Annotated in this window: 16 protein-coding genes; 10 read left to right on the top strand and 6 right to left on the bottom strand. The window is 68.9% G+C overall.

What is annotated here, in order from left to right; translation table 11 throughout:
* Positions 1-72 precede the first annotated feature (72 nt).
* Entirely contained in the window at positions 73-606 is a 534-nt protein-coding gene (locus BLR95_RS04530) for a NifB/NifX family molybdenum-iron cluster-binding protein (protein ID WP_092616094.1), read from the top strand.
* 3 nt (positions 607-609) lie between these two features.
* Here the strand turns inward: BLR95_RS04530 and BLR95_RS04535 are convergent, their stop codons facing one another.
* Entirely contained in the window at positions 610-1,479 is an 870-nt protein-coding gene (locus BLR95_RS04535; protein WP_092616097.1) for an FkbM family methyltransferase, read from the bottom strand.
* A 162-nt stretch (positions 1,480-1,641) separates the two neighbouring features.
* On the opposite strand from BLR95_RS04535, the gene BLR95_RS04540 reads away from it, so the two are divergent.
* The 5 genes from BLR95_RS04540 to BLR95_RS04560 all read left to right on the top strand — a co-directional run bounded on the left by BLR95_RS04540 (position 1,642) and on the right by BLR95_RS04560 (position 8,284).
* Positions 1,642-3,270: an SH3 domain-containing protein gene (locus BLR95_RS04540; protein WP_143130933.1), complete on the top strand. Its 1,629-nt coding sequence runs from the start codon at positions 1,642-1,644 to the stop codon at positions 3,268-3,270.
* A 164-nt stretch (positions 3,271-3,434) separates the two neighbouring features.
* Complete coding sequence (locus BLR95_RS04545; protein ID WP_092616103.1) at positions 3,435-6,272, top strand: [protein-PII] uridylyltransferase; 2,838 nt, start codon at positions 3,435-3,437, stop codon at positions 6,270-6,272.
* A 112-nt stretch (positions 6,273-6,384) separates the two neighbouring features.
* Entirely contained in the window at positions 6,385-7,053 is a 669-nt protein-coding gene (locus BLR95_RS04550; RefSeq protein ID WP_092616106.1) for an EI24 domain-containing protein, read from the top strand.
* A gap of 89 nt (positions 7,054-7,142) precedes the next feature.
* Positions 7,143-7,781 carry a bactofilin family protein gene (locus tag BLR95_RS04555; RefSeq protein WP_176787611.1) on the top strand — a complete coding sequence of 213 codons (639 nt, stop codon included), beginning with the start codon at positions 7,143-7,145 and terminating at the stop codon, positions 7,779-7,781.
* Complete coding sequence (locus BLR95_RS04560; RefSeq protein ID WP_092616111.1) at positions 7,778-8,284, top strand: hypothetical protein; 507 nt, start codon at positions 7,778-7,780, stop codon at positions 8,282-8,284. The genes BLR95_RS04555 and BLR95_RS04560 overlap by 4 nt, the downstream gene beginning before the upstream one ends.
* Positions 8,285-8,842: 558 nt before the next feature.
* On the opposite strand, the gene BLR95_RS04565 is transcribed toward BLR95_RS04560, so the two are convergent.
* The 5 genes from BLR95_RS04565 to BLR95_RS04585 all read right to left on the bottom strand — a co-directional run bounded on the left by BLR95_RS04565 (position 8,843) and on the right by BLR95_RS04585 (position 14,204).
* Positions 8,843-9,634: an ABC transporter ATP-binding protein gene (locus BLR95_RS04565; protein ID WP_245689240.1), complete on the bottom strand. Its 792-nt coding sequence runs from the start codon at positions 9,632-9,634 to the stop codon at positions 8,843-8,845.
* Positions 9,631-10,464, bottom strand: coding sequence for an ABC transporter ATP-binding protein (locus BLR95_RS04570; protein ID WP_092616114.1), 834 nt, complete (start codon positions 10,462-10,464; stop codon positions 9,631-9,633). The genes BLR95_RS04565 and BLR95_RS04570 overlap by 4 nt, the downstream gene beginning before the upstream one ends.
* A gap of 5 nt (positions 10,465-10,469) precedes the next feature.
* Positions 10,470-11,618, bottom strand: a complete 1,149-nt coding sequence (locus tag BLR95_RS04575) for a branched-chain amino acid ABC transporter permease (RefSeq protein WP_092616117.1) — start codon at positions 11,616-11,618, stop codon at positions 10,470-10,472.
* A gap of 6 nt (positions 11,619-11,624) precedes the next feature.
* Entirely contained in the window at positions 11,625-12,641 is a 1,017-nt protein-coding gene (locus BLR95_RS04580) for a branched-chain amino acid ABC transporter permease (RefSeq protein WP_092616120.1), read from the bottom strand.
* A 210-nt stretch (positions 12,642-12,851) separates the two neighbouring features.
* Positions 12,852-14,204, bottom strand: a complete 1,353-nt coding sequence (locus BLR95_RS04585) for a substrate-binding protein (RefSeq protein WP_176787613.1) — start codon at positions 14,202-14,204, stop codon at positions 12,852-12,854.
* Positions 14,205-14,815: 611 nt separating this feature from the next.
* Between BLR95_RS04585 and BLR95_RS04590 the strand changes: the two genes are divergently transcribed.
* From BLR95_RS04590 to BLR95_RS04605, 4 genes are all read left to right on the top strand, one after another.
* A complete protein-coding gene (locus BLR95_RS04590; protein ID WP_092616123.1) occupies positions 14,816-16,435 on the top strand; it encodes a helix-turn-helix domain-containing protein in 1,620 nt (539 codons plus the stop codon).
* A 132-nt stretch (positions 16,436-16,567) separates the two neighbouring features.
* Entirely contained in the window at positions 16,568-16,966 is a 399-nt protein-coding gene (locus BLR95_RS04595; protein WP_092616126.1) for a response regulator transcription factor, read from the top strand.
* A complete protein-coding gene (locus BLR95_RS04600) occupies positions 16,963-17,229 on the top strand; it encodes a hypothetical protein (RefSeq protein WP_092616128.1) in 267 nt (88 codons plus the stop codon). Before BLR95_RS04595 ends, BLR95_RS04600 begins: the two co-directional genes overlap by 4 nt.
* Positions 17,229-19,943, top strand: a complete 2,715-nt coding sequence (locus BLR95_RS04605) for a sensor histidine kinase (RefSeq protein ID WP_092616130.1) — start codon at positions 17,229-17,231, stop codon at positions 19,941-19,943. Before BLR95_RS04600 ends, BLR95_RS04605 begins: the two co-directional genes overlap by 1 nt.
* Positions 19,944-20,004: the final 61 nt, after the last annotated feature.

Genomic DNA, 20,004 nt, shown 5'->3' on the forward strand with positions numbered 1-20,004 from the left:
AGGTGTAGGAAAGGAGAGGTGAGGGTGCCTTCCCGGCCGCCCGTCCCGCCCCTCTTTCTCCGGAGCCCATCCATGCGCATCGCCGTCGCCAGCCAGAACCTGAGGACCATTACCGCCCACGCCGGCAAGACCCGCCGCTTTCTGGTCTTCGAAACCGGGCCCGAGGGCACCCTGGGCACGCCCAGCCCGCTGGAGCTGGAACCCGGCCAGGCCTTCCACGACTTCCACGGCGACGGGGCGCACCCGCTGGACGGCACCGATGTGCTGATCGCCGCCAGTTGCGGCCAGCGCTTCCTGGAGCGCATGGCGCGGCGCGGCATCCGCGTCGTCGCCACCGGCGAGACCGACCCGGCGGCGGCCGCCGCCGCCGTGCTGGCCGGCAGCGAGCCGCTGCCGCCGCGCCAGGAGCCGCACGCCGGCAACCCGGACCGCCAGCCGGCCCACCCGCACCACCACGATCACGATCACGGGCACGACCACGGGCACGACCACGTCCATGGGCACGCCCATGACCACGACCATGGGCACGGCCAGGGTTCCTGCAAGGGGCATGGCCACGGTCAGGGTCACGGCCATGGCGGCGGCTGCACCTGCAACCACGGCTGATCCTCAGTCGGGCTGCCAGGGGGTGGGGTCGACGGGCAGGCCGGGGGACACCTCCGGGGCCCGGAACAGCAGGTTGACCACCCCCATGTGGCCGTAAAGCCGCTCGGCGAGCAGCCGCCGAAGGCGCGGCGGATCGTCGGCGATGGCGTATTCCAGGTAGCCGCGCCCGGTCATCGCCCGGCGCAGGCCCATTTCGTCGTGGCCCATGGCGTCGAGCCCGAACAGGTTCAACTCGGCGATGACCAAGGGGAGCCGGGCCGGGGTCAGGCGCGCCCCGGCACCGGCGATGACGGCGCCCTCGGCCCCCTCGGTGTCGATCTTCACCAGACGCGGATCGGGCCGGCCCTCAAGAATGTCGGCCAGGGTGGTCAGGGGCACCGGTCGGGTCTTCGGATCGGCCCGGGTCTTTTCGTTGAAGCCGTGGCGGGCCACCGGCCACAGGGCGTGGCCGGCGTCCATGTCGGCGTTCACATAGAGCGTTCCCTGGCCGGCCCGCTCGGCCACCGCGGCGGCCAGCGGCTCGACCCAGTCCAGGCCGTTGAGGGACAGGTTGTGGGCCAGGGCGGCCAGATTGGCCGGGTCGGGCTCGACCGCGACCACCCACCCCGTGGGCCCCACGGTGAGCCCGGCGAGGGTACTCATGTAGCCCACATGGGCGCCGACATCGACCATCCCATCGCCCGGCCCCAGCACCTGGCGGAGCAGCGCCGTGGTTCCCGCCTCGTAGGCCTGGCCCAGGCGGAAACGGGCCAGGATGGCCCACTGGCCGGGGGCCTGGGGGTCGAGGTCGAGCTTGAGGGTGGCCTCGGGCCGGGCGCCGTGGGCGGCGAAGCCGACCTCCAGCCTGACCGTTGCGGGGGCGGGATCGGACACGGCGCGGTCTCCTCGGGCGGCGGGGGATCAGCATGGCCGGTGGCCGGGCGGCGCTCAAGTCCCTTGCGCACCGCTCCCGTCGGTTGATCTGTGGAAGGGAGGTGGTGTCTACTATCCCGCACCTTCTGGTGGCTGAAGCCTTCTTGCCCGGAGCCCCGTCCCATGCCCCGCCTTCGTGCTTCGCTTTCCTGGGCCGGTCTGTCCATGCTTGCCGTGATCCTAACGGCTTGCGTCACCACTCCCCAATCCACCCCCAGAAAGGTGACCCCGGAGCAATGGATGGCGGCCCGCAAGGTCTGCGATTCGACCTGCCAGCAGTTCCTGGGCATCCAGAGCGCACAGGCTTTCGATCAGGGGGTGCAGGGCTACTGGCTGATCGAAAGCAAGTTCGTGCATTACAGCAATGACAGAAGCTTCAACGATGACCGGATATGGATGCTTGTCGAGGTCAGCGGCGCGCCCTTCATCAAGGGAGAATACGGAAATTACCGGGTTCCCTCGATGGTCTATCCGGCAAGAATACACGCCTTTCTTGGGGTCCGGTATGACGACTCCGGGCAGCCGGGGATGTTGAATATCGAGACATCCGGGCCGGATGAGGCATTGGAATGGATTCAGTACAGCATCGCACGCGCGGAAGAAGAATTCGGCGTTCAGATCGATCTGGTCAAGGGTGCCGATGAAAAATATTACGAGATCTCGCATGGCACGAACATTCCGGCTTCAAAAGATAATGAGACCCTCTATAGCCCGCAGGACTATCAATTCATTTACGACGGGCGGAGTGGTTATGGGAGCGGGTTCCAGTTTGTCATTCCATATTTTTTTAATTTCTATGGAAAGGGGCCAGTTACATGCAATACATTAAGCAGGCATGGATATTGTGAATACCGGAATGGAAAGCTCATCGCCTCCCATGGCAAGCCCGTGAGGGAAATCCAGGGCGCCTTGGTCAATGGGTATGATCTGTCGGTTATTGACAAGCTGTCCGACTCGGAGGCCCAGGACTTCCTGACCAACACGTTCCCCCGACTGGTCGAGGAAAAGTCCCAGGTTGCCTTTCTCGACCGGGAGTTTGCCCACTCTGATGTCTTGAGGGGCGTGAGCGAGCGAAAATACACCGCCCTGATGGCCGACTACGAGCAACACTACGGGACAGGCAGTGGCGGGCAGGCCGCCGGCCAATCCCCGGCCACCCCGGCCAAACCCCGATCATCCGCCACGGGCGGTCAGTCCGGCGCTTCCGCCCCAGGGGCGGAAACCCTTTTTGTGAACAAAAACGCCAACCTGCGGGCCGGTCCGGGAACCGGTTTTGCCAAGGTCGGCCGCAAAGAGGCCGGCGCGGCCATTCAGGTGGTGGGCAAATCCGAGGACGGGGAATGGCTGCGCCTGGAAGACGGAAACTGGATTTATGAACCGCTGACCGGGCCGGAAAAGGCGGGAAATGAACAGACAGGCGATGTCTCGGCGGCCGGCCTGGCCTGGGTGTCCGAGTGCCATGATCAATACACCAGCGGCTACTGCAGGCAGGAAACCGTTGCCTATAAACGGCATGAGCTGGAGGAAGGTCCCTTGACGAAGTTTTCGTGCCGGGAGGGGGCTCAGATATTCAGAAGGTGCCACAATGAACTGACGTCCGATTATTGCCGGAGGATGTCGGAGTTTGAGGCACAGAAGCTCGACAATCTCGCGAGAAATTATCCCGAGCAGTGTGGCAGGCCGGCCAGAAGCCGTGAAGAGCCAGCCGCGCCGCGAGCACCCTCAGGCCCCACCAGACTCCAGACCCGTTAATGCACGGCCTCGCGATGAGAGGGAGCACACGGTGACCCCCTCTCATCGCGAGGCGCTCCGGGCCCACGTTTTCCTTCGAGTCTGGCCTTTGGCACGCCGGTGTTAGCGCCTATAGTCGGCGGAGCACCCACCGCCGCCCCCGCCCGTCCGGATCGCCGCTGCCCATGTCCCACCGCCGGATCAAGAACCCGCGCGCCATCGTCGACCGCCGGGCCCTGATCGCCCGCCTCGACGCCTGCTTCGAGGCCGGCCCGGCCAGCGCCCCGGCGACCCGGGCCGCCGTGCTGGCCATCCTCAAGGAGGTGCTGGCCGAGGGCCGGGCCGAGGTGCGCCGCCGCTTCCTGGAGGAGGCCACCCCCGGCGAGGTGACGGTGGCCGAAAGCTGCCACCTGTTCGACCGCCTGATCGTCACCCTGATGGAATTGGCGCTGACCCGGGTCTATCCCCTCGGCGTGCCGACCAAGGGCGACGAGATGGCCCTGGTCGCGGTCGGCGGCTACGGGCGCGGCGAGCTGTCGCCGCAGTCCGATCTCGACCTTCTGTTCCTCACCCCCTACCGCTCGACGCCGCGCGCCGAGCAGGTCGTCGAGTACGTGCTGTACATGCTGTGGGACCTGGGCCTGAAGGTGGGCCACGCGACCCGCTCGGTGAACGACTGCGTGCGCCTGGCCAAGGACGACCTGACCATCGCCACGGCGCTGCTCGAGGCCCGCCTGCTGACCGGCTCGCGCCGCCTGTTCGGCGAGTTCGAAAAGCGCTACCGGGCCGACGTGGTCAGCGGCACCGAGACCAGCTTCGTCGAGGCCAAGCTGAAGGAACGCGATGGCCGCCACGACGGCCACGGCGATTCGCGCTACGTGCTGGAGCCCAACATCAAGGAGGGCAAGGGCGGCCTGCGCGACCTGCACACCCTGTTCTGGATCGCCCGCTATCTGTACGACGTGGCCGGCATGGACGATCTGGTCGCCGCCCAGGTGCTGACCCCCGGCCAGGCCCGGCGCTTCGCCAAGGCGCAGAACTTCCTGTGGACCGTGCGCTGCCACCTGCACTACCTGACCGGCCGCCCGGAAGACCGCCTGACCTTCGACGTGCAGCAGGAAATCGGCTGGCGCATGGGCTACACCGACCACGCCGGGACCAAGGGCGTGGAACGCTTCATGAAGCACTACTTCCTGATCGCCAAGGACGTCGGCGACCTGACCCGCATCCTGTGCGCGGCGCTGGAAGAGCAGCACAAGCGCCGCCCCCTGGTCCGCCTGCCCTTCGGGCGGCGCGAGGCGGACGGCTTCGCGGTCGAGGGCGGCCGCCTGATGCTGCCCGACAAAGCCACCCTGGCCGAGGACCCGACCCGCATCCTGGAGCTGTTCGCCGTCGCCCAGCGGCGCGACCTCGACATCCACCCCAAGGCGCTGCGCCTGATCGCCGAGAACCCGGGGCTGGTCAACACCCTGCGCGACAGCGAACAGGCGTGGCAGCGCTTCCTCGACATGCTGACCCGCCCGGAAGGCGTCGAAACCTCCCTGCGCCGGCTCAACGAGGCCGGGGTGCTGGGCCGCCTGATCCCCGATTTCGGGCGCGTCGTGGCCCAGATGCAGTACGACATGTACCACGTCTACACCACCGACGAGCACACCATCCGCGCCGTCGGAGTGCTGGCCCGCATCGAGCAGGGCCGGCTCAAGGACGAGCTGCCGGCCGCCAGCTCGGTGATCGACAAAGTGCAGTCGCGCCGCGCCCTGTACGTGGCCGTGCTGCTGCACGACATCGCCAAGGGCCGGGGCGGCGACCACTCGGTGCTGGGGGCCGAGATCGCCCACAAGCTGGGGCCACGCTTCGGCCTGAGCGACGAGGAGACGGACACCGTCGCCTGGCTGGTCCTGCACCACCTGGACATGAGCCGCACCGCCTTCAAGCGCGACATCGACGACCCCAAGACGATCGCCGACTTCGCCGCCCTGGTGCAGAGCCCGGAACGCCTGAAGCTTTTGCTGATCCTGACCTGCGCCGACATCCGCGCGGTCGGCCCCCGGACCTGGAACAACTGGAAGGCCACCCTGCTGCGCGAGCTTTACTACCGCACCGCCGAGGCGCTGTCCGACGGCCACGCCGCGACCAGCCGCGACCGCCGGGTGACGGCCGCCAAGCGCGCCCTGGCCACGCGCCTCCTGGACGACCAGGGCTGGGCCGAGGCCGCCATCGAGCGCTTCGTCTCCATGGGCTATCCCAACTACTGGCTGGCCTTCGACACCGAGACCCAGGTTCGCCACGCCACCCTGATTTCCGAGGCCGAGGCGGCCGGCCAGCCGCTGGCCGTGCATCTGGCCCCGGTGCCGGCCCGCGACGTCACCGAGGTGATCGTCTACACCCCGGACCACGCCGGCCTGTTCGCCCGTCTGGCCGGGGCGATGGCGCTGCTCGGCGTCTCGGTGGTCGATGCCAAGATCATGACCATGGCCAACGGCATGGCGCTCGACACCTTCGCCGTGCAGGGCCCGGGCGGCGGCCCACTGGACGACGAGGAAATGCCCGGACGGCTGAAGAAGACCGTCGAGGCGACGCTGACCGGCACCCTCAAGGTGGGCCGCGAGCTGCTGCACAAGCCGCACCCGGGACCCAGCCGGGCCCAGGTCTTCACCGTGCCGCCACGGGTCATCTTCGACCTCGAGGCGAGCAAGACGCACACCGTGATCGAGGTCAACGGACGCGACCGGCCGGGCTTCCTGTACGATGTCACCACCACCCTGACCGGGCTCAACCTGCAGATCAGCTCGGCCCACATCTCGACCTACGGCGAGCGGGTGGTCGATGTCTTCTACGTCAAGGATCTGGTCGGCCTGAAGGTGGACCACCCGGGGCGCCTGAACGACATCCGCAACACCCTGCTGATGACCCTGGGCGGCACCCCGCACGACGCCGAGGCGCCGGCCCGCGGCCCGGGGCGGGGCACCCCCCGCCGCCCGGCGCGGCCCCGTTCGCGCCCACGCAAGACGGCGGCCCAGTGATGGCGCCCAAGGGGGGACCACCGCCGCGCCGGCCGGTGGTTCTACCCCATCGCCAAGATGTGCTAAGAAGCCGGCGACGGGTCCTGTTCATTTCCGGGGGAGATCACGGCCGATGATCGATGCCTTCTCGAAAGCCGTCGGGCAGTTGTCCGATCCGCGCATCCGCCAGGTGCTGTGGCTCAGCATGGGCGGCGCCCTGGCGGTCTATGTGCTGCTGGCCATCGGGCTGTGGCTGATCCTGGGCAGCTTCACGCTGACCGACACCGCCTGGCTGGAGGCGGTGATCGACTGGGTCTCCGGGCTCGGCGTGCTGATCCTCGCCCTGCTGCTGTTCCCCGGCGTGGTCTCGCTGGTTCTCGGCTTCCTGCTGGAAGACGTCGCCCAGGCGGTGGAGGACCGCCACTACCCCGAGCAGCCCAAGGCCCGCGCCCAACCGCTGGCCGAGGTTCTGCTGTCCACCGTGCGCTTTGTCGGGGTGATGGTGTTCCTCAACCTGATCGCCCTGCCGGTCTATCTGATCCTGCCCCCCATCGCGCCCTTTGTCTTCTTCGGGCTGAACGGCTATCTTCTGTCGCGGGAGTATTTCGAGCTGGTGGCCCTGAGGCGGCTGGACGCCAAGGCGGTGGACGCGATGCGCAAGGCGTCGCTGAAGCGTCTGTGGCCGGCCGGCGCGGTGCTGGCCGTGCTGCTGACCGTGCCGGTGGTCAATCTGGTCGCCCCGATTCTCGGCACGGCGGCGATGGTCCACCTGTTCCAGACCCTGAACCGGCGCCCGGCCTGACCCTCCTTGCGAGCCGGGGCGGCGCCGCCCCTTTCGACGACCCCGCCGGCCCCCCTCGATGGCCGGCCCCGATGGAGCGACACGACAGCATGTTCCGGCGCAAGGATGGCAGCCCCGAAGACCCCGAAGACCAGACTCCCCCGGCCCCCGGCGCACAAAAGCCGGCGGAGGGCGAGGCCAAGGGCGACACCCCGCCACTGAAGCCGTTCGCCAAGCGGGGCGCCCATGGCAGCCGGGCCGCCGCCTCGGCGGCCAGCTACAACCCGGAGATTCCGCGCCGAGCCCCGGAAATCCCCGCCCCGGCAACCAGCCGGCCGGGCCTCGCCATGCCCCGCGCCCCCGGCACCCTGGGCACCCCGGGTAGCCGCCCGGGCGGCGAGTCGGGCGACGGCAAGCGTCTGGTGGTCGGCCGCGACATCCAGTTGTCGGGCGAGATCAGCGCCTGCGACAAGCTGATCGTGGAAGGCCGGGTGGACGCCAACCTGACCGACGCCACCGACATCGAGGTGGGCGGCGGCGGCCTGTTCAAGGGCAGCGCCGAGGTGGAAAACGCCGACATCGCCGGCCGCTTCGAGGGCGAGCTGACGGCCCGCCAGGGGCTGATCGTGCGCTCCACCGGGCAGATCGTCGGCACGGTGCGCTATAGCAGCATCGTCATCGAGGCCGGGGGCGAGATTTCCGGCACCGTGACCAAGCTCGACGGACCCTCGCGTTCCGGCGGTCAATGAGGCACGCCCTCCCCGGCGCGGCGCTGCTGCTGACGCTGGCCGCCTGCGCCGCGCCCCCCCCCGCCGCGACGCCGCCGAGCGCCCTTGGGGAAGAGCCTCCGACCACCAGCCTGACCACCCGCCCGGCGCCCATCGAGCGGCGCCCCTCCACGCTGCCCGGCAGCGGTGGTCTGGCCGGGCGGGTCGACCCGCTCCGCCTGGGGCTGGCCCACTGGGCCGCCGACCCGACGCCGCCGCCGGTGCCGCCCCAGGCGTTGCGCCCCGAGCGGCCGGACGGGCTGATCGGCCAAAGCGCCGCCGCCGTCGCCCTGGCCCTGGGGCCGCCGACCCTCAACCGCCACGAACCACCGGCCCAGGTCTGGCACTACCAGGGTCCGAGCTGCCTGCTCGATGTGTTCGTCTACCGCGACCACGACCGGGAAACGGTGACCCATGTGGAGCTGCGCCCGCGCCGCGTCGCCCTGCCCGACCCGCGCACCTGTCTTGCCGAGCTGGCCGGCTGAGCCGACCCGGGGCCGAGCTGGCCGGCTGAGCCCCCAAAAAAGCTCGAGCCGGCCCTGACTGGGCCGGCTCGAACATTTCTGGTGAGTATGGAGCCGGCAGCGGCCGGCCCGCCTCATACCAACCGGCGATGAGTAAGACTCATCGCGGTTTGGTCAAGCCTTTAGGGACCGGGCGCCCGCTCAGGCGGCTGATTGGGGGCTTTGCCCCCAAACCCCCACCGGGGAAGCAGGGCTTCCCCGGACCCCTCCATTCGTTGGTGAACAATCGTTGCCTCCGAGCGGAACGCGTCGTGGTTTTTGGTTGCAGGCCAGCTTTGCTGGCCTGCGAAAACAACGGGGGAATGGGCGCGCAGCCTCGGATCGCCCTCCCAATGGTTCGCTTGCAGGCCGGCCTTGGCCTGGGTGCGGAAATCCCGGCTCGCTCGGCGATCAATGAATGAATGGAGGGGGTCCGGGGGACCACCTTGGTCCCCCGGTGGGGTTTTAAAGGGGCAAAGCCCCTTTCATGCCAACCTTTCATGCCAACCGGCGATGGGTTCCTCTCATCGCCGGTTGGTATCAGATGGCCAGATACTCCTGGCGCAGGTCGGCGTTGTCCAGCACCTCCTGGGCGCTGCCGTCGAACACCACCTCGCCCATGTCCATGATGATGGCGCGGTCGGCCAGATGCAGGGCGGCGATGGCGTTCTGCTCGACGATCACGGTGGTGATGCCCAGATCCTTGACGCTCTCCAGGATGCGCTCGATCTCCTGCACGATCACCGGGGCCAGGCCTTCGTAGGGCTCATCCAGCAGCAACAGGCGCACGTCGCGGGCCAGGGCGCGGCCGATGGCCAGCATCTGCTGCTCGCCGCCGGACAGGGTCACCGCCTCCTGGCGGCGCCGCTCGCCGAGCCGCGGGAAGTGCTCGTAGACGCGCTCGATGGACCAGCCGATGGGCGGCGCGATCTGCGACAGGGTCAGGTTCTCCTCGACCGACAGGCCGGGGATGATGCGCCGGTCCTCGGGCACCAGGGCGATCCCCGACTGGGCCGCCTGATAGGAGCTCATCGAGTGGATCGGCTTGTGGTCGAGCCAGATCTCGCCGTGCGTCAGCTGCGGGCTGTCGGTGCGCGCCAGGGTGCGCAGGGTCGAGGTCTTGCCGGCCCCGTTGCGGCCCAGCAGGGCGACGATCTCGCCTTCGCGGATGTCGAAGCTGACCCCCTGCACGATGTAGCTTTCGCCGTAGTAGGCGTGGACGTCCCAGACCGAGAAGAAGGCCGGGTCGGTGCCGGTGGCCTTGATGTTGCTGAGCGTCTTCTTGCCCAGCGAGCCCTGGGCGGCGATCGGATTCATGCTGTCGGTGCTCATAGATGGGCGCCCCCGAGATAGGCTTCCTGAACCTTGGGATTGCCGCGCACCTGGTCGGGCGTTCCCTCGGCGATGATGGTGCCCTGGGCGAGCACGGTGATGTGGTCGGCCAGACTGAACACCACGTGCATGTCGTGCTCGATGATGACCTTGGTCATGCCCCGCTCCTTGATCCGCTTCAGAAGATCAATGGTGCGGTTGGTGTCGTGGCGCGACATGCCGGCGGTCGGCTCGTCGAGCAGCAGCAGGCGCGGCCGCTGGACCAGCCCCATGGCCAGCTCCAGGCGGCGCTTGTCGCCGCGCGACAGGTTGCCGGCCTCGAGGTCCTTCTTTTCCAGAAGGTTCATGTCGGCCAGCACGTGCTCGGCGTCGTCCCGGATCTCGTGTTCCCGGGCCAGCGAGCGGAACGGGTTGAAGCGGAACGCTCCCTCGCGCTTCGACAGGGCGGGGATCATGACGTTGTGCAACAGGCTGAGGTCGGGGAAGATTTCCGGCGTCTGGAAGACGCGGACCACGCCGATCTGGTTGATCTCGTGCGGCGCCATGCCGGTCAGCGGGACGCCGTCGAACTCGACCACCCCGCGATCGGGCGGGATGCGGCCGATGCAGACGTTGAGCAGGGTCGACTTGCCGGCCCCGTTGGGGCCGATGATGGCGTGGGTCTTCCCTTCCTCGATCTGCAGGTTGATGTTGTTCAGCGCCTTGAGGCCCCCGAAGTTCTTCTCAACGTCGGTGACGTTGAGGACCAGCGGGGCACCACTGGCCGAGTGGGCGATGGCCGGGGCGGCGGAGGTGGCGGCGGAGGTGGCGGGTGCGGTCTGGGTGCTCATCGGGCTCACCCTTCCTGGGTCTGGGGCTGGTCGGCGCGGCCGGCGGAGGGCCGGCGGACGAGCCGGGAGAGCCGGCGCAAGCCCTCCATGATGCCGCCCGGCAGGAAGATCACGATGACCATGAACAGGGCGCCCAGGGTCAGGTGCCAGCCCTCGCCGACGAACGGGCTGACCAGGAAGACCACGACACTTTCCAGGCCATCGGGCAGGAAGGCGAAGATCTCGTGCAGGGTGCTGTCGTTGAAGGCCGAGAAGATGTTCTCGAAGTACTTGATCAGGCCGGCCCCGAGGAGCGGTCCGACCAGGGTGCCGGCGCCGCCCAGGATGGTCATCAGCACCACCTCGCCCGAGGCCGTCCACTGCATGCGCTCGGCCCCGGCCAGCGGGTCGGTGATGGCCAGCAGCGAGCCGGCCAGACCGGCGAAGCCGCCCGAGATGATGAAGGCGAACAAAAGGTGCGGCCGGGTGTTGAAGCCGGTGTAGCCCATCCGCGTCTGGTTCGACTTGATGGCCCGAAGCTTCAGCCCGAACGGCGAGCGGAAGATCCTCAGCGAGATGAAGAAGGCGATGATCAGCACCACGGCGCAGAAATAGAAGCCGGGATAGCCGCTCATCTCAAGGCCGAACAGGTTGGTCGAGGGCAGGCCGGCGCCGCGGTCGACGAACATGTGGTCGATCATCCGCGGGTCGTTCTGGGTCAACTGCAGGCCGGTCTCGCCGTTGGTGATCGGGGTCAGCACCGAGTAGGCCATGTTGTACGACATCTGGGCCAGGGCCAGGGTGAGGATCGAGAAGTAGATGCCGGCCCGGCGCAGGGCGACGAAACCGATCAGCACGGCGAACAGGCTGGCCACCAGGGTGCCGAAGACGACCGCCGGCAGCACGTTCATGGTGAACAGCTTGAACGACCACACGGCGGCATACGAGCCGACACCCAGGAAGGCGGCATGGCCGAACGACAGGTAGCCAGTCAGACCGAACAGCAGATTGAAGCCAATGGCGAAGATGCCGTAGATGGCGAACTTCTGCAGAAGGTCGGGATAGGCGGCGCCGAAGGGGGCCATCCACAGGGGCATGGTCAGCACGGCGGCGGCAAACACCGCCATGATGGCCAGCTCGCTCTGGAGCTTGGGAAAGGAAGGGGTGGTGGGCATGGGACGTTAGCTCTCCATCACACCCTTGCGGCCCATCAGCCCGCGCGGGCGGACCAGGAGCACGGCAACGGCAATAAGGTAGATGATGATCTGGTCGATGCCGGGAATGATCGACTTGACCTCGGTCATCGACGAGAAGGACTGCAGGATGCCGAGCAGGAAGCCGGCGGCCACCGCTCCGGGCAACGAGCCCATGCCGCCGACCACGACGACGACGAACGACAGGACCAGGAAGTCCATGCCCATGTGGTAGTCGGGCGGCAGGATCGGCGTGTACATCACCCCGGCCAGGCCGGCGGCCACGGCGGCCAGCCCGAAGACCACGGTGAAGCGCTTCTGGATGTTGATGCCCAGCAGGCCGACGGTCTCGCGGTCGGCCATGCCGGCGCGCACCACCATGCCGTAGGTGGTCATGTTGAGGAAGGCGAACACACCGCCGATCACCGACAGCGAGAAGAACAGGTAGATCAGCCGCCAGTAGGGATAGACCACGGCCTCGCCCAGGCCGAACCAGGCGCCGATGTTGGCGCTGCCGGAAACCGGCTCGGGCGCCGCCTGGGGGATCGGATTGGCGCCGAAGGCGGCCTTGATGATCTCCTGCAGGACGATGGCCAGCCCGAAGGTGACCAGGATCTGCTCGGCGTGGGAACGCTTGTAGAAATGGCGGATCAGGCCGCGCTCCATGACGAAGCCGAAAAGCAGCATCACCGGAATGGCGAACAGGATCGACAGCGGCACCGAGTAGTCGATGATGGCCCGCCCGAAATCACCCCACCAGATTTCCAGGTAGGGTTGTTCCTTGTAGGCATCGAAGAAGGTGATGCTCTCGTCCTTGACCTGCTTGGACAGGGTGAGCAGCTTCTCCACCGCCACGGCGCAGAAGGCGCCCAGCATGAACAGCGCCCCGTGGGCGAAGTTCACCACCCCGAGGGTGCCGAAGACCAGGGTCAGGCCGAGGGCGATCAGGGCGTAGGCGCCGCCCTTGTCGAGCCCGTTGAGGATTTGCAGCACAAAGGCGTCCATGCGGTCGGTCCGTCTAGTGGGGGGCCTTATGGGGGGCCTTGAGGAAAACGACTGGGTTGAACAGCGGCGACAGGGCCGCGAAAGGGGCCCGCCGGAGGGCGGGAAAACCTCCGGGAAGGCGCCGGCCGCGCCCTTGTCACGGGCGCGGCCGGACCCACCGTCGGGAGACGGGAGGCGGCCGGAATCCCGGCCCCCTCCCGAAATCAGGTCTTAGCTGACCTCGTAGGGGCCCAGCTCGCCGCCGAAGATGGCCGGATCGTAGGTGACCGCCTCGGCGGGCACTTCCTTGACCACCTCGAGCAGGTCGAACTGGCTGGTCGGGTTCTCGTTGCCGCGCACCACCAGGACCTTCTTGAAGCACTGGTGATCGGCCCCGCGGTACAGGGTCGGGCCGTTGCCCATGCCGTCGAACTCGAAGTCCTCGAGGGCGCGGATGGTCTGCGGCGGGGCGAACGAGCCGGCCATCTGGCAGGCGTTGGCGTACAGGATGGTCTGGACGTAGCAGGTGTGGGCGGCCTGCGACGGCGGGAAGCCGTACTCGGCGCCGAACGACTTCACGAAGGCCATCGAGCCCTCGTCCTGCAGCGACCAGTGCCAGTTGGTGGAGCCCAGGATGCCCTTGACGTTCTCGCCCGCACCCTGCGCCATCAGACGCGAGTACAGCGGCACGATGATCTCGAACTGCTTGCCGTTGACCATCTTGTCGCGCAGCCCGAACTGCACGGCCTGGGTCAGGCTGTTCACCATGTCCTTGCCGTAGTGGTTCAGGATCAGCACGTCGGCGCCCGAGTTCAGGACCGGGGTGATGTACTGCGAGAAGTCACCGGCGCCGAGCGGCGTGCGGACCGCGGCGACGGTCTCCCAGCCCAGGGCCTCGGTGGTGTTCTTGATCGACTCCTCCTGGGTCCAGCCCCAGGTGTAGTCGGCGGTCAGGTGGTAGGCGCGGCGCTCGGTGCCGTACTCGTCCTTCAGCACCGGGCCGAGCGCGGCGCCCGACATGTAGGCGTTGAAGAAGTGGCGGAAGCCGTAGCGGCGCTTGTCCTTGCCGGTGGTGTCGTTGGAGTGGGTCAGGCCGCACATGAAAACGACGCCCATCTCCTGGGCCAGCGACTGCTGGGCGATGGCCACGCCCGACGACGAGCCGCCGGAGAACATGATCACGCCGTCCTTCTCGATCATCCGCTTGGCCGAGGCCCGCGCGGCGTCCGACTTGGTCTGGGTGTCGCCGGTGACGAACTCGACCTTCTTGCCCAGGACGCCGTTGCCCTCGAGGGCCAGCGGCTTCATGGTGTTGAGCATGCCGCCGTCGCCCTCGCCGTTGATGTGCTTCACGGCCAGCTTGTAGGCGCGCAGCTCGTCGGCGCCCTCGTCGGCGTAGGCGCCGGTCTGCGGCACGTTGAAGCCGAAGGTGACGGTCGGGCTGTTGGTCGGATCGTTGCGGAAGGTGGCCGCATAGGCCCCCTTGGTGAAGAAGGTCGGGGTGGCCAGCGCGGCCCCGGCGACCACCGAGCCCTTCATCAGGCCACGGCGCGAAACGGTCAGCTTGTTGCGATCATCCGACATGGTCGGCCTCCCTAGTGGTGGGTCTGTTTGGATCCTCGGCCGACGGCATGCCGTCCGGCCCCGACCGCGCCCAAAGCCGCCACCCATGCCGCGCCACCAAGCCGCGCGGACCGGTCCCGTCGACGGCGCGCCCACCCCCGGGACGGAGGCAGGCCCGAGCCGAGTCGGGCCGAGCCGCACCCTGCCCCCCGGCACCCCCACAGGGGCAACCGTCGGACAGGCCTGGCTTATCTCGCGGACGGAACGGGGGCGACCCCCGGAACGGTCCCTGTTTTCATCATCGGCGGACGCTTGGCCGGATCGTTGCCGGCGACACGCCTTCTGTTGTTGGCGGGCGGGTCACGATCCCCAAGGGGGCCGGCCAGCGCCTTCGTTTTGTTGGTTATCCGGCTGGTTGGCCGGTTGCTTTCCCGTCGCCCGGCTTATGGGCTGACCCCCTGAAGGGCCGCCCGCCAATCGCGGGAACCGTGGGCGGATTATGGGCGGCGGCTGAAAAGGAATCAACAACCCCTTGTCACAGAACAAGGATTTTGTAAAACTTTGGACCAGATGGACATAAAGCATGTAAATTTGTAAAGCCCCTGCCCTCGTGACGCGCCAAGGATCCGCCCATGGCCCGAAGTCCCGCCAGCGCCCCTCCGGTGGGCCATCGCCTGCGTGCCCGGCGCCGCGCCCTGGGCCAAACCCAGGCCGCGCTGGCCCAGCGGGCCGGCATCTCGCCGGCCTACCTCAACCTGATCGAACACAACAAGCGGGCCATCGGCGGCGCCCTGCTGCGGCGGCTGGCCGAGGCGCTGGAGATGCCGCCGGGCGATCTGTCGGGCGAGGCGGAAAGCCGCCTGCTGGCCGACCTTCGGGAAATCGCCGCCGACCCGCTGTTCGCCGGCGAGCCCCTGGAGGCGGCCGAGATGACCGCCGCCCTGACCCACGCCCCGGGACTGGCCCGCGCCCTGCTCACCCTCTATCGGGCCTACCGGCGCGGCCAGGACCAGATCGGCGCCCTGGTCGAGCGGCTGGGTCACGACCCGGCGCTGGCCGAATCCTTCCACCGCCTGTTGACCCGGGTCACCTCGGTGCGCTCGTTCGCCGAGATCCTCCAGGACTACGGCGATCTCGACGCCGAGCGGCGCCAGCGCTTCACCGCCTCGCTGGTCGACGAAAGCCACACCCTGTCCGATCTGGTCGGCGAGACCTTCGCCCTGCTCGACGCCAGCGCCGGACGCCACCCGGAGCCCGCCCCGGGCGAGGAGGTGGAGGACTTCCTGCTCGAGCGGGGCAACCACCTCCCCGAGCTGGAAGCCGCCGCCGAGGCCCTGCGCCCGGCCATCGACCGTTCCGGCGGGCTGTTGCTGGCCGACGTCATGCGCCATCTGGAAAGCCGCCATGGGGTCACCGTGCAGCGGGTCGCCCCCGAGGCCCTGGCCACCGTGCCCGCCGACGGCGCCGCCGTGCCCCGCCCGGCCGCCGTCCAATGGGACCCCGAGCGGCGGCGCCTCGCCCTCTCCCAGGCCCTGCCGCCGGCGAGCAGCCGCTTCCTGGCCGCCGGGCTGATCGCCGAGCTGGAACTGAAGGCCGAGATCGAGCATCTGCTCGACGACGCCGCGTTGTCGACCCCGGAAAGCCGCCGCCAGGGGGCGCGCGCCCTGATCGGCTACGCGGCCGGGGCGCTGATGCTGCCCTACGCCCCGTTCCTGGCCACGGCGCGCCAGGTGCGCTTCGACATCGAGCTTCTGCAACAGCACTTCGCGGTCAGTTGGGAGCAGGTCTGCCACCGCCTGACCACCCTGCGCCGGCCGGGCGACGAGGGCATCCCCTTCCATCTGTTGCGCACCGACATCGCCGGCAACATCTCCAAGCGCTTCTCGACCAGCGGCCTCAGCCTGCCCCGCTTCGGCGGCGTCTGCCCGCGCTGGTGCGTGCATTCGGCCTTTTTGACCCCGGACCACGTGACCACCCAGTTGGCCCGCCTGCCCGATGGCGCCACCCACCTGTTCGTGGCCCGCGCGGTGAGCAAGGCGGGCGGCGGCTTCCGCGCCCCGCGCCGGCTCTATTCGGTGCTCATCGGCTGCGACGTCGCCTTCGCCCGGCAGACCGTCTACGCCGACGGCCTGGCCCTCGACACCCCGGCCGCCGCCACCCCGGTCGGCCTGACCTGCCGCCAGTGCCCGCGCCCGGACTGCGCGCAACGGGCCCACCCGGCCGCCCTGCCGTTCGCCGACTCCGCGCCGTGACAAGGCCGCCCGCGACGATTAGACTTGGCCTTTCAAGATCAACGACCCGCCAAAAGGGCGTGGCCGACGCGGCTCCCCCCATATGATCCCCCCGCCGCGCCGGCCGGACAGGAAAACCGGGAGTGTCGCGTCGTGGCCCACTGCGTGCTGGTGGTGGAGGACGAGGAACCGATCGTTGAGTCGCTGTGCTTCCTGATGGGGCAGGCCGGGCTTGCCGTGAAGGTTGCGCGCGACGGGCCGACGGCGCTTGAGATGATCGACAGCGTGTCGCCCGACCTGATGCTGCTCGACGTGATGATCCCCGGCTGCGACGGCTTCGAGGTGGCCCGCGCGGTGCGCGACAATCCGCGCTGCCGCCACATGCGCATCCTGATGCTGACCGCCCGCGGCCGCGAGATCGACCGTCGCAAGGGCCTGGAGCTGGGCATCGACGGCTACATGACCAAGCCCTTCTCGACCCGCGACGTGGTCAGGCGGGCGCGCGCCCTGCTCGGCCTTGACGGTGACGCCCCCCCGGAGGGCGGGCCGTGACCCGCCTGAAGCGCTGCGCCGACCGCGCCCTGGTCCTGCCCCTGCTCACCCTGCTGCTGCTCTGCCCGCCGCTGCTGCTGGTCTTCAGCCACGACACCACGCTGACCGGGGTGCCGCTGCTCTACGCCTACGCCTTCACCGTCTGGGCCCTGGCCATCGTCGCCGGAGCCCTGGTCTCGCGCCGCCTGCTGGCCGCCGCCCGGGCCGCCGAGGCGGAGGAAACCGCGCACCCGGGCGGCCGTGCCGGGGGCGGACCCGGCTGATGCTGCCGGCGCCGCTGGTCATCGCCGTCTCGCTGGCCTGCGTCGGGCTGCTGTTCGCCATCGCCTATTACGGCGACCGCCGGGCCCAGGCCGGGCGCAGCCTGGTCCGCAACCCCGTCGTCTACACCCTGTCGATCGCCGTCTACTGCACCTCGTGGACCTTTTATGGCGCGGTCGGCACGGCGGCGCGCAGCGGCCTTGAGTTCATCACCATCTACCTGGGGCCGACCATCGTCTTCCTCGGCTGGTGGTTCGTTTTGCGCAAGATCCTGCGCATCTCGAAAGCCCACCGCATCACCTCGATCGCCGACTTCATCGCCTCGCGCTACGGCAAGAGCACCCAGCTCTCCATGCTGGTCACCCTGATCGCGGTGATCGGCACCACCCCCTACATCGCCCTGCAACTGAAGGCCGTGGCGACCAGCTTCACGGTGCTCACCGACCTGCCGGCGGGGGCCGACAGCGGCCACGGCCTGCTCGCCGACACCGCCTTCTGGGTGGCCGCCCTGATGGCCCTGTTCGGCATCCTCTTCGGCACCCGCCACATCGACGCCAACGAGCACCACGAAGGGGTGGTCGCCGCGATCGCCTTTGAATCGCTGCTCAAGCTGCTGGCCCTGCTGTCGGTCGGGCTGTTTGTCACCTTTGGCGTGTTCGCCGGCTTCCCCGACCTGTTCGCCGAGGCGGCCCGCCTGCCCGAGGCGCGCCAGCTGTTCACCCTCGACCCCGAGGGCGGCGGCCGCTGGCTGACCCTGACCCTGCTCTCCATGGCCGCCGTCCTGACCCTGCCCCGCCAGTTCCACGTGACCGTGGTGGAGAACGTGGACGAACGCCATCTGGCCACCGCCGGCTGGCTGTTCCCGGCCTACCTGCTGGCCATGACCCTGTTCGTGCTGCCCATCGCCCTGACCGGCATGTTGCGCCTTCCGGGCGAGGCCGATCCCGACTTTTTCGTCCTCACCGTGCCCTTGGCCTTCGACCACGAGCTGCTCGCCCTGATCGCCTACATCGGCGGCCTGAGCTCGGCCACCGGCATGGTGGTGGTCGCCGCCATCGCCCTGTCGACCATGGTCTGCAACGATCTGGTGGTGCCGCTGCTGCTGCGGCTGGTCGGCCCCGGGCTGGCCGGGCGCGGCGACCTGACCGGCATCCTGCTCGGCATCCGCCGGCTGTCGGTGGTGCTGATCCTGGGCCTGGGCTACGCCTACTACCGGCTGGCCGGCGAATCGGACGCCCTGGCCTCGATCGGCCTGACCAGCTTCGCCGCCGCCGCCCAGTTGCTGCCGGCCATGCTGGGCGGGCTGTGGTGGGCCGGCGGCACCCGGCGCGGCGCCCTGGCCGGCCTGGCCGCCGGCTTCGCCATGTGGGCCTACACCCTGATCGTGCCGACCTTCGCCCGGGCCGACTGGCTGGACCCGATGATCCTCTTCGACGGCCCCTTCGACTTGGCCTGGCTGCGCCCCGAGGCGCTGTTCGGGCTGTCCGGCATGGACCCCCTGAGCCACGCCCTGCTGTGGTCGATGCTGGTCAACATCGGGGCCTATGTGCTGGTTTCGCTGTTCAGCCCGCAAGGCGCCCTGGAGCGCATCCAGGCGGTGCTGTTCACCGATGTCTTCGGGCGCACCGGCGGCGGCGACACCCCCTTGTGGACCGGCAGCCGGGCCACCGGGGCCGACCTGTTCGATCTGGCCATCCGCTTTCTGGGCCGCGAGCGGGCCCAAGGCGCCTTTGCCGCCTACGAGCGGGCGCGCGGCCTGAACTGGCGGCGCATCAAGGCCGCCGACCCCGACCTGCTGGCCTTTGTCGAGCGTCTGCTGGCCGGCTCGGTGGGGGCCGCCTCGGCCCGCGTGCTGGTCGGCTCGGTGGCCCAGGGCGAGCCGGTCGGCCTGGACGAGGTGATGGCCATCCTGACCGAGACCAGCCACGTCATCGAATACAGCCAGCGCCTGGAGGAGAAATCCCGCCAGCTCGAAACCGCCGCCGCCGAGCTGAAGGCGGCCAACGACCGGCTGAAGGAACTGGACCGCCTGAAGGACGACTTCCTCTCGGTGGTCAGCCACGAGTTCCGCACCCCGCTGACCTCGATCCGCTCGTTCTCGGAAATCCTGGTCGACAACCCGGACATGCCGCGCCCCCAGGCCGAGCGCTTCATGTCGATCATGGTCAGCGAAAGCCAGCGCCTGACCCGGCTCATCGACGAGCACCTGGACCTGGCCCAGCTCGAGGCCGGGCGCGGCGAATGGCACCTTTCCGAGATCGATCCGGGCGAGGTGATCGCCGACGCGGTGGCCGCCACCCAGGGCGTCTTCCAGGCCCGCCGGGCCCAGGTGGAGGTGACCCTGGAGCCGGCCCGGGCCGCCTTCCGGCTGGACCGCGACCGCCTGATGCAGGTGGTCATCAACCTGCTGTCCAACGCCGCCAAGTTCGCCGACCCCGAGCAGCCGCGCATCGTGGTCAGCGGCGGCCCGGCGGCCGGCGGCGGGTTCGCGGTCAGCGTCACCGACAACGGCCCCGGGGTGCCCGAGGCCGACCACGAGATGATTTTCGACAAGTTCGCCCGGGCCGGCGGCGAGGCCCCCAACCGGCCCACCGGCTCGGGCCTGGGGCTGGCCATCAGCCGTCAGGTGATGAGCCACTTCGGGGGCCGCATCTGGGTCGAGAACACGGCCCAGGGCGGGGCCCGCTTCCACCTTTGGCTGCCGGCGTCGCGCTAGCGCACGTTTAGGTTGCCTGGGGTCGCTTTGTGACCCCAGGCAACCGAGACGTGCTCTAATA

It is taken from the genome of Roseospirillum parvum (assembly GCF_900100455.1).
Lineage (GTDB): Bacteria > Pseudomonadota > Alphaproteobacteria > Rhodospirillales > Rhodospirillaceae > Roseospirillum > Roseospirillum parvum.

Bases quoted from the DNA above. Each gene is read 5' to 3' on its own strand.
- BLR95_RS04530 (WP_092616094.1), top strand. From the start codon at position 73: ATGCGCATCGCCGTCGCCAGCCAGAACCTGAGGACCATTACCGCCCAC.
- BLR95_RS04540 (WP_143130933.1), top strand. From the start codon at position 1,642: ATGCCCCGCCTTCGTGCTTCGCTTTCCTGGGCCGGTCTGTCCATGCTT.
- BLR95_RS04545 (WP_092616103.1), top strand. From the start codon at position 3,435: ATGTCCCACCGCCGGATCAAGAACCCGCGCGCCATCGTCGACCGCCGG.
- BLR95_RS04550 (WP_092616106.1), top strand. From the start codon at position 6,385: ATGATCGATGCCTTCTCGAAAGCCGTCGGGCAGTTGTCCGATCCGCGC.
- BLR95_RS04555 (WP_176787611.1), top strand. From the start codon at position 7,143: ATGTTCCGGCGCAAGGATGGCAGCCCCGAAGACCCCGAAGACCAGACT.
- BLR95_RS04560 (WP_092616111.1), top strand. From the start codon at position 7,778: ATGAGGCACGCCCTCCCCGGCGCGGCGCTGCTGCTGACGCTGGCCGCC.
- BLR95_RS04565 (WP_245689240.1), bottom strand. From the start codon at position 9,634: ATGAGCACCGACAGCATGAATCCGATCGCCGCCCAGGGCTCGCTGGGC.
- BLR95_RS04570 (WP_092616114.1), bottom strand. From the start codon at position 10,464: ATGAGCACCCAGACCGCACCCGCCACCTCCGCCGCCACCTCCGCCGCC.
- BLR95_RS04575 (WP_092616117.1), bottom strand. From the start codon at position 11,618: ATGCCCACCACCCCTTCCTTTCCCAAGCTCCAGAGCGAGCTGGCCATC.
- BLR95_RS04580 (WP_092616120.1), bottom strand. From the start codon at position 12,641: ATGGACGCCTTTGTGCTGCAAATCCTCAACGGGCTCGACAAGGGCGGC.
- BLR95_RS04585 (WP_176787613.1), bottom strand. From the start codon at position 14,204: ATGTCGGATGATCGCAACAAGCTGACCGTTTCGCGCCGTGGCCTGATG.
- BLR95_RS04590 (WP_092616123.1), top strand. From the start codon at position 14,816: ATGGCCCGAAGTCCCGCCAGCGCCCCTCCGGTGGGCCATCGCCTGCGT.
- BLR95_RS04605 (WP_092616130.1), top strand. From the start codon at position 17,229: ATGCTGCCGGCGCCGCTGGTCATCGCCGTCTCGCTGGCCTGCGTCGGG.